Source organism: Streptomyces sp. NPDC056480, from assembly GCF_042795405.1.
GTDB lineage: Bacteria > Actinomycetota > Actinomycetes > Streptomycetales > Streptomycetaceae > Streptomyces.
The window spans coordinates 1-6,571 of the sequence record NZ_JBHTSA010000213.1; the positions used below are offsets into that span (position 1 = coordinate 1).

Sequence of the window (6,571 nt, forward strand, 5' to 3'; positions counted from 1 at the left end):
CAGAACAACGATACGGCCGCGGCGCCCCTGAGGGGCACCGCGGCCGTATCGGACGAACCAGGGTTACTTCTTGAGCGCGGCCATCGCCTTCGCCGTGACCTCGTCCACCTTGCCGAGCGCCGAGATCGTCACGACCAGGTTCTGCGCCCGGTAGTAGTCGATGATCGGCTCGGTCTGCGTGTGGTAGACCTCCAGGCGCTTGCGGACCGTCTCCTCGGAGTCGTCCGCACGCTGGTACAGCTCGCCGCCGCAGGCGTCGCAGACGCCCTCGGTCTTCGGCGCGTTGTACTCCACGTGGAAGACGTGCGCGCTGTCGTTGCGGCAGATGCGGCGACCCGCGATCCGCTTCACGACCTCGTCCTCGGGGACCTCCAGGTCCAGCACCGCGTCGAGCTGCATGTCCTCGGCCTTCAGGACCACGTCCAGGGCCTCGGCCTGAGCCACGTTGCGGGGGAACCCGTCCAGCAGGAAGCCGTTGACGGCGTCCGGCTGCTCCATCCGGTCCTTGGCCATCCCGATGGTCACCTCGTCGGGCACCAGGTCGCCGGCGTCCATGAACGCCTTGGCCTTGAGACCGAGCTCCGTGCCCTGAGAGATGTTGGCTCGGAACAGGTCGCCCGTGGAGATGTGCGGGATGTCCAGGTTCTTGGCAAGGAACGCAGCCTGCGTTCCCTTGCCGGCACCGGGCGGTCCGACGAGGACGATTCGCATCAGCGGAGGAACCCTTCGTAATTGCGCTGCTGGAGCTGGCTCTCGATCTGCTTCACGGTCTCCAGCCCCACACCCACGATGATGAGGATGCTCGTCCCACCGAAGGGGAAGTTGGCATTGGCGCCACCGAAGCCTGCCAACGCCATCGTCGGCACAAGAGCGATCAGACCCAAGTACAGCGAGCCCGGCCAAGTGATCCGGTTGAGCACGTAGCTCAGATACTCGGCAGTAGGTCGACCAGCCCGGATACCCGGGATGAAGCCACCATACTTCTTCATGTTGTCCGCGACTTCCTCGGGGTTGAACGAGATCGCCACATAGAAGAAGGCGAAGAACACGATCAGGAGGAAGTACGTCGCGATGTAGTAGGGGTGGTCACCCTTGACGAAGTGGGCTTCGATCCAGGTCTTCCACCCTGCGGTGGAGTTCGAGAACTGCGCGATCAAGGCCGGGATGTAGAGCAGCGACGAAGCGAAGATGACAGGAATCACACCCGCCTGGTTCACCTTCAGCGGGATGTACGTGGACGTACCGCCGTAGGAACGCCGGCCGATCATGCGCTTCGCGTACTGCACCGGGATCCGGCGCTGGGCCTGCTCGACGAAGACCACGAGGGCCACCATCACGAAGCCGATGAGGATGACGGTGCCGAACTCGATCCAGCCCTTGGCGAGCTTGCCGCTCTCCTTGATGGCCCACAGGGCGCCCGGGAAGCCGGCGGCGATCGAGATGAACATCAGGATCGACATGCCGTTGCCGATGCCGCGGTCGGTGATGAGCTCACCGAGCCACATGACGATGCAGGTACCGGCGGTCATCGTGAGGACCATCGTGGCGATGGTGAAGATCGACGGGTCGGGCACGACCTGGTCGGCGACACGGCAGCCACTGAACAGCGCACCGCTCTTGGCGGTGGCGACGAGACCGGTGCCCTGCAGCACGGCGAGGGCGACCGTCAGGTAACGGGTGTACTGCGTGATCTTCGCGGTACCCGACTGGCCTTCCTTCTTGAGGGCTTCCAGGCGCGGGATCACGACGGTCAGCAGCTGCAGGATGATGCTCGCCGTGATGTACGGCATGATGCCGAGCGCGAAGATGGTGATCTGGAGCAGCGCCCCGCCACTGAACATGTTGACCAGGCCGAACAGGCTGTTGTTGCCTTCACTGGCCTGCTTCACACACTGCTGGACGGCCTCGTAGCTGACGCCGGGGACCGGGATGTGGGCCCCGAGGCGGTACAGCACGATGATGGCGAGCGTGAAGAGCAGCTTCTTGCGCAGGTCGGGCGTCTTGAACGCCCGGGCGAACGCGGTGAGCACGGTGCCTCCTGCGACCCCCGCGCTATGCGTCAAGGGTGACGGTCTTGAGGTTCGACGATTAGGTATCGGTCATCAATCCCGTGCGGGCATACCGCACGGAGCCTAGACAGTGCACGCCACCTTACCGGCGACCATGCCCCCCTAGGAACGACCAATCGGGGATGCCCCTTTTGGGAGGCATCCCCGATCGGATGTTCAAGCCATCGAGTCGTCTTAGACGAGCTCGGTGACGGTGCCACCAGCGGCGGCGATCTTCTCCTTGGCGGAGCCGGAGACGGCGTCAACCGTCACCTGCAGCGCCACGGTGATCTCGCCGGTGCCGAGCACCTTGACGAGCTGGTTCTTGCGAACCGCACCCTTGGCGACCAGATCGGCCACCGTGACCTCGCCACCCTGCGGGTAGAGCGCGGTGAGCTTGTCCAGGTTCACGACCTGGTACTCGGTGCGGAACGGGTTCTTGAAGCCCTTGAGCTTCGGCAGACGCATGTGGAGGGGCATCTGCCCACCCTCGAAGCGCTGCGGAACCTGGTAACGGGCCTTGGTGCCCTTGGTACCACGACCGGCCGTCTTACCCTTCGACGCCTCACCACGACCGACACGGGTCTTCGCGGTCTTGGCACCGGGGGCGGGACGGAGGTTGTGGGCCTTCAGCGGGTTGGTCTCCGCCATGTCAGTCAACCTCCTCGACCGTCACGAGGTGGCGGACGGTGTGCACCATTCCGCGGAACTCGGGGCGGTCCTCCTTGACAACCACGTCGTTGACCTTCTTGAGGCCAAGCGAACGCAGGGTGTCGCGGTGGTTCTGCTTGCTGCCGATGTACGACTTCGTCTGCGTGACCTTGAGGCGAGCCATTAGGCACCCGCCCCAGCACGCGCACGGAGCAGAGCCGCGGGGGCGACGTCCTCGAGGGGCAGACCACGGCGGGCCGCGATCTCCTCGGGACGCTGCAGGCCCTTGAGGGCCGCCACGGTCGCGTGCACGATGTTGATCGCGTTGTCGGAGCCGAGCGACTTCGACAGGATGTCGTGAACGCCGGCGCACTCGAGCACGGCGCGCACCGGGCCACCGGCGATAACACCGGTACCGGGGGAAGCCGGCTTGAGCAGGACGACGCCCGCGGCCTTCTCGCCCTGGATCGGGTGAGGGATGGTGCCCTGGATGCGCGGAACCTTGAAGAAGTTCTTCTTGGCTTCCTCGACACCCTTGGCGATGGCCGCGGGAACTTCCTTGGCCTTGCCGTAACCGACACCTACGGTGCCGTCACCGTCGCCCACCACGACCAGCGCGGTGAAGCTGAAGCGGCGACCACCCTTGACAACCTTGGCGACGCGGTTGATCGCGACAACGCGCTCAACGTACGCGGTCTTCTCGGCGGCAGCGCCACCGTCGCGGCCCTTCCGGTCCCGCCGCTCGCCGCCACCGGCACCGCTTCCGCGGCGCTGGGGTCCAGCCATTGGATTTACCTCTCTCTGTTACGTCCGTTAGTCCCGGAACCGGGGCTTAGAACTTCAGCCCGGCTTCGCGGGCGGCGTCAGCCAGAGCGGCAATGCGCCCGGCGTACCTGTTGCCACCACGGTCGAACACGACAGCCTCGACACCAGCAGCCTTGGCGCGCTCGGCGACGAGAGCTCCGACCTGCTTGGCCTGCGCGGACTTGTCACCCTCGCCACCGCGGATCGACGCGTCCAGGTTCGACGCAGACGCAAGGGTGTGACCCTTGAGGTCGTCGATGACCTGAGCGGTGATACCGCGGTTCGAACGCGTCACGACGAGGCGCGGACGCTCCGCCGTACCCGACACGTTCTTGCGGATGCGGATGTGGCGGCGCGCCTTGGCGGCACGCTTGTAAGCGTCGCCCTTGGCGATCTTCACACCGTATGCCATGGCTTACTTACCAGCCTTTCCGACCTTGCGGCGGATGACCTCGCCGGCGTACTTGACGCCCTTGGCCTTGTACGGGTCGGGCTTCCGCAGCTTGCGGATGTTCGCCGCGACCTCGCCGACCTTCTGCTTGTCGATGCCCTCGACCGAGAACTTGGTCGGCGACTCGACCTTGAACGAGATGCCCTCGGGCGCCTCGACCAGGATCGGGTGGCTGTAGCCGAGCTGGAACTCCAGGTTGGAGCCCTTCGCGGCCACGCGGTAACCGACACCGCTGATCTCGAGCGCCTTCACGTAACCCTGGGTCACACCGGTGATCATGTTGGCCACCAGCGTGCGGGACAGGCCGTGAAGGGCCTTGTTCTGACGCTCGTCGTTCGGACGAGAGACGTTGAGCACGCCCTCCTCGCCCTTAACGATCTCGATCGGAGCGGCGACGGTGTGGCTCAGGGTGCCCTTGGAACCCTTCACCGTGACCGTGCGGCCCTCGATGGTGACGTCCACGCCGGCGGGAACCGGGATAGGCAGCTTGCCAATACGCGACATGAGCTTTCCTTCCTTTCCCGACTACCAGACGTAGGCGAGGACTTCCCCACCTACGCCCTTCTTGCCTGCCTGCTGGCCGGTCAGGAGACCGTGGGACGTGGAGATGATCGCCACGCCCAGGCCGCCGAGGACCTTCGGCAGGTTGGTGGACTTCGCGTAAACCCGGAGACCGGGCTTCGAGATCCGCTTGATGCCCGCGATGGAGCGCTCACGGTTCGGACCGAACTTGAGCTCGAGGACGAGGTTCTTGCCGACCTCGGCGTCCTCGACCTTCCAGCCCGTGATGAAGCCCTCCTGCTGGAGGATTTCCGCGATGTGAGACTTGATCTTGCTGTGCGGCATCGTCACGGAGTCGTGGTATGCCGAGTTCGCGTTACGCAGACGAGTCAGCATGTCCGCGATCGGATCAGTCATGGTCATGAATTGGCCTTCGGCCTCTCTCGCCGGGGTTTCCTGTATGCGCCATCCCTCTCCCCACACAGGGGCGGGACGGGTGCGGCGCGGGGACCTACGGCGTAGTAAGTCGTACGGGCGACGGACGCCCAACCCTCCTAGCCTAAGCCATGGAGGGATGGGCATCCGACAACCCAGTGCTTACCGAGAGACTCCGGTCATCCCAAGTAAGGGATTACCAGGAGCTCTTGGTCACGCCCGGCAGCTCGCCACGGTGAGCCATCTCACGAAGGCACACGCGGCACAGGCCGAACTTGCGGTACACGGAGTGGGGACGACCACAACGCTGGCAGCGCGTGTAGCCACGCACGCCGAACTTGGGCTTGCGGGCAGCCTTCGCGATGAGAGCCTTCTTCGCCATCTCGCTTACGCCTCCTTGAACGGGAAGCCGAGGTGACGCAGAAGGGCACGGCCCTCGTCGTCGTTGGTCGCCGTGGTCACCACGGTGATGTCCATACCCCGGACACGGTCGATCTTGTCCTGGTCGATCTCGTGGAACATGACCTGCTCCGTGAGACCGAAGGTGTAGTTGCCACGCCCGTCGAACTGCTTGGGGGACAGACCACGGAAGTCGCGGATGCGCGGAAGCGCGAGCGACAGGGTGCGGTCCAGGAACTCCCACATGCGGTCGCCACGGAGGGTGACGTGCGCACCGATCGGCTGTCCTTCGCGAAGCTTGAACTGCGCGATGGACTTGCGGGCCTTGGTGACGGCCGGCTTCTGACCGGTGATGGTGGTCAGGTCACGGACGGCACCGTCCATGAGCTTCGAGTCACGGGCGGCGTCGCCGACACCCATGTTGACCACGATCTTCACGAGGCCGGGAACCTGCATGACGTTCTCGTAGGAGAACTCCTCACGCAGCTTGCCCGCGATCTCCTCGCGGTACTTCGTCTTGAGACGCGGAGTGGTGGTAGCCATCAGATGTCCTCACCCGTCCGCTTGGCAACGCGGATCTTGTTGCCCTCGTCGTCGAAGCGGAAACCGACACGCGTGACGACCTTCTTGCCGTCCTTCTCCACGACCAGCTGGACGTTGGAGACGTGGACCGGAGCCTCGGTCGTGACGATGCCACCGGCCTGCGACGGGCCGGCCTTGGTGTGCTTCTTGACCCGGTTGACACCCTCGACGAGGACGCGGTTCTCGCGGGGGAAGGCCGTGATGACCTTGCCCTGCTTGCCCTTGTCCTTACCGGTGATGACCTGGACCAGGTCGCCCTTCTTGATCTTCATGCTTACAGCACCTCCGGCGCGAGCGAGATGATCTTCATGAACTTCTTCTCGCGCAGCTCACGGCCGACCGGGCCGAAGATACGGGTGCCACGAGGGTCGCCGTCGTTCTTGAGAATGACAGCGGCGTTCTCGTCGAAGCGGATGTACGAGCCGTCCTGGCGGCGGCGCTCCTTGACGGTGCGAACGATGACCGCCTTGACGACGTCACCCTTCTTCACGTTGCCACCGGGGATCGCGTCCTTGACGGTGGCGACGATGACGTCACCGATGCCCGCGTAGCGGCGACCCGAGCCACCGAGAACACGGATGCAAAGGATCTCCTTGGCACCAGTGTTGTCGGCGACACGCAGTCGCGACTCCTGCTGGATCACGTCTATCTCCTGATTTGTCTGCCGGTTCCCGGTGGGGTTGCGCTGAGTGATCAGCGC

Annotated in this window: 12 protein-coding genes; all 12 read right to left on the minus strand. The window is 64.6% G+C overall.

Going from position 1 to position 6,571, the window contains the following annotated elements:
• Window positions 1-63: 63 nt before the first annotated feature.
• The 12 genes from ACFQ79_RS39795 to rplN all read right to left on the minus strand — a co-directional run bounded on the left by ACFQ79_RS39795 (window position 64) and on the right by rplN (window position 6,514).
• Window positions 64-711, minus strand: a complete 648-nt coding sequence (locus ACFQ79_RS39795) for an adenylate kinase (protein ID WP_055598862.1) — start codon at window positions 709-711, stop codon at window positions 64-66.
• Window positions 711-2,030, minus strand: a complete 1,320-nt coding sequence (gene secY, locus ACFQ79_RS39800) for a preprotein translocase subunit SecY (RefSeq protein WP_073910637.1) — start codon at window positions 2,028-2,030, stop codon at window positions 711-713. The genes ACFQ79_RS39795 and secY overlap by 1 nt, the downstream gene beginning before the upstream one ends.
• 213 nt (window positions 2,031-2,243) lie before the next feature.
• A complete protein-coding gene (gene rplO / locus ACFQ79_RS39805; protein WP_030318646.1) occupies window positions 2,244-2,699 on the minus strand; it encodes a 50S ribosomal protein L15 in 456 nt (151 codons plus the stop codon).
• A 1-nt stretch (window position 2,700) separates the two neighbouring features.
• Window positions 2,701-2,883, minus strand: coding sequence for a 50S ribosomal protein L30 (gene rpmD, locus ACFQ79_RS39810; RefSeq protein ID WP_015035589.1), 183 nt, complete (start codon window positions 2,881-2,883; stop codon window positions 2,701-2,703).
• A complete protein-coding gene (gene rpsE / locus ACFQ79_RS39815; RefSeq protein WP_017239585.1) occupies window positions 2,883-3,485 on the minus strand; it encodes a 30S ribosomal protein S5 in 603 nt (200 codons plus the stop codon). The genes rpmD and rpsE overlap by 1 nt, the downstream gene beginning before the upstream one ends.
• Window positions 3,486-3,531: 46 nt before the next feature.
• Window positions 3,532-3,915: a 50S ribosomal protein L18 gene (gene rplR, locus ACFQ79_RS39820; RefSeq protein ID WP_015035587.1), complete on the minus strand. Its 384-nt coding sequence runs from the start codon at window positions 3,913-3,915 to the stop codon at window positions 3,532-3,534.
• A gap of 3 nt (window positions 3,916-3,918) precedes the next feature.
• Window positions 3,919-4,458 carry a 50S ribosomal protein L6 gene (gene rplF / locus ACFQ79_RS39825; RefSeq protein ID WP_383593085.1) on the minus strand — a complete coding sequence of 180 codons (540 nt, stop codon included), beginning with the start codon at window positions 4,456-4,458 and terminating at the stop codon, window positions 3,919-3,921.
• Between the two features lie 21 nt (window positions 4,459-4,479).
• Window positions 4,480-4,878 (minus strand): 30S ribosomal protein S8, encoded by a 399-nt coding sequence (gene rpsH / locus ACFQ79_RS39830; protein ID WP_015035585.1) that lies wholly within the window; start codon window positions 4,876-4,878, stop codon window positions 4,480-4,482.
• 208 nt (window positions 4,879-5,086) lie between these two features.
• On the minus strand, window positions 5,087-5,272 hold the full coding sequence (locus ACFQ79_RS39835) for a type Z 30S ribosomal protein S14 (protein ID WP_003948630.1): 186 nt from the start codon (window positions 5,270-5,272) through the stop codon (window positions 5,087-5,089).
• 5 nt (window positions 5,273-5,277) lie between these two features.
• Complete coding sequence (rplE, locus tag ACFQ79_RS39840; protein WP_106975815.1) at window positions 5,278-5,835, minus strand: 50S ribosomal protein L5; 558 nt, start codon at window positions 5,833-5,835, stop codon at window positions 5,278-5,280.
• Complete coding sequence (gene rplX, locus ACFQ79_RS39845) at window positions 5,832-6,143, minus strand: 50S ribosomal protein L24 (protein ID WP_024755412.1); 312 nt, start codon at window positions 6,141-6,143, stop codon at window positions 5,832-5,834. Before rplX ends, rplE begins: the two co-directional genes overlap by 4 nt.
• 2 nt (window positions 6,144-6,145) lie before the next feature.
• The gene (gene rplN, locus ACFQ79_RS39850) at window positions 6,146-6,514 is read right to left on the minus strand and encodes a 50S ribosomal protein L14 (RefSeq protein WP_003956455.1); all 369 of its coding nucleotides are present in this window, start codon (window positions 6,512-6,514) and stop codon (window positions 6,146-6,148) included.
• Window positions 6,515-6,571: the final 57 nt, after the last annotated feature.

Coding starts and splice junctions, on each gene's coding strand:
- ACFQ79_RS39795 (WP_055598862.1), bottom strand. CDS start 711: ATGCGAATCGTCCTCGTCGGACCGCCCGGTGCCGGCAAGGGAACGCAG.
- rplO (WP_030318646.1), bottom strand. CDS start 2,699: ATGGCGGAGACCAACCCGCTGAAGGCCCACAACCTCCGTCCCGCCCCC.
- rpmD (WP_015035589.1), bottom strand. CDS start 2,883: ATGGCTCGCCTCAAGGTCACGCAGACGAAGTCGTACATCGGCAGCAAG.
- rpsE (WP_017239585.1), bottom strand. CDS start 3,485: ATGGCTGGACCCCAGCGCCGCGGAAGCGGTGCCGGTGGCGGCGAGCGG.
- rplR (WP_015035587.1), bottom strand. CDS start 3,915: ATGGCATACGGTGTGAAGATCGCCAAGGGCGACGCTTACAAGCGTGCC.
- rplF (WP_383593085.1), bottom strand. CDS start 4,458: ATGTCGCGTATTGGCAAGCTGCCTATCCCGGTTCCCGCCGGCGTGGAC.
- rpsH (WP_015035585.1), bottom strand. CDS start 4,878: ATGACCATGACTGATCCGATCGCGGACATGCTGACTCGTCTGCGTAAC.
- ACFQ79_RS39835 (WP_003948630.1), bottom strand. CDS start 5,272: ATGGCGAAGAAGGCTCTCATCGCGAAGGCTGCCCGCAAGCCCAAGTTC.
- rplX (WP_024755412.1), bottom strand. CDS start 6,143: ATGAAGATCAAGAAGGGCGACCTGGTCCAGGTCATCACCGGTAAGGAC.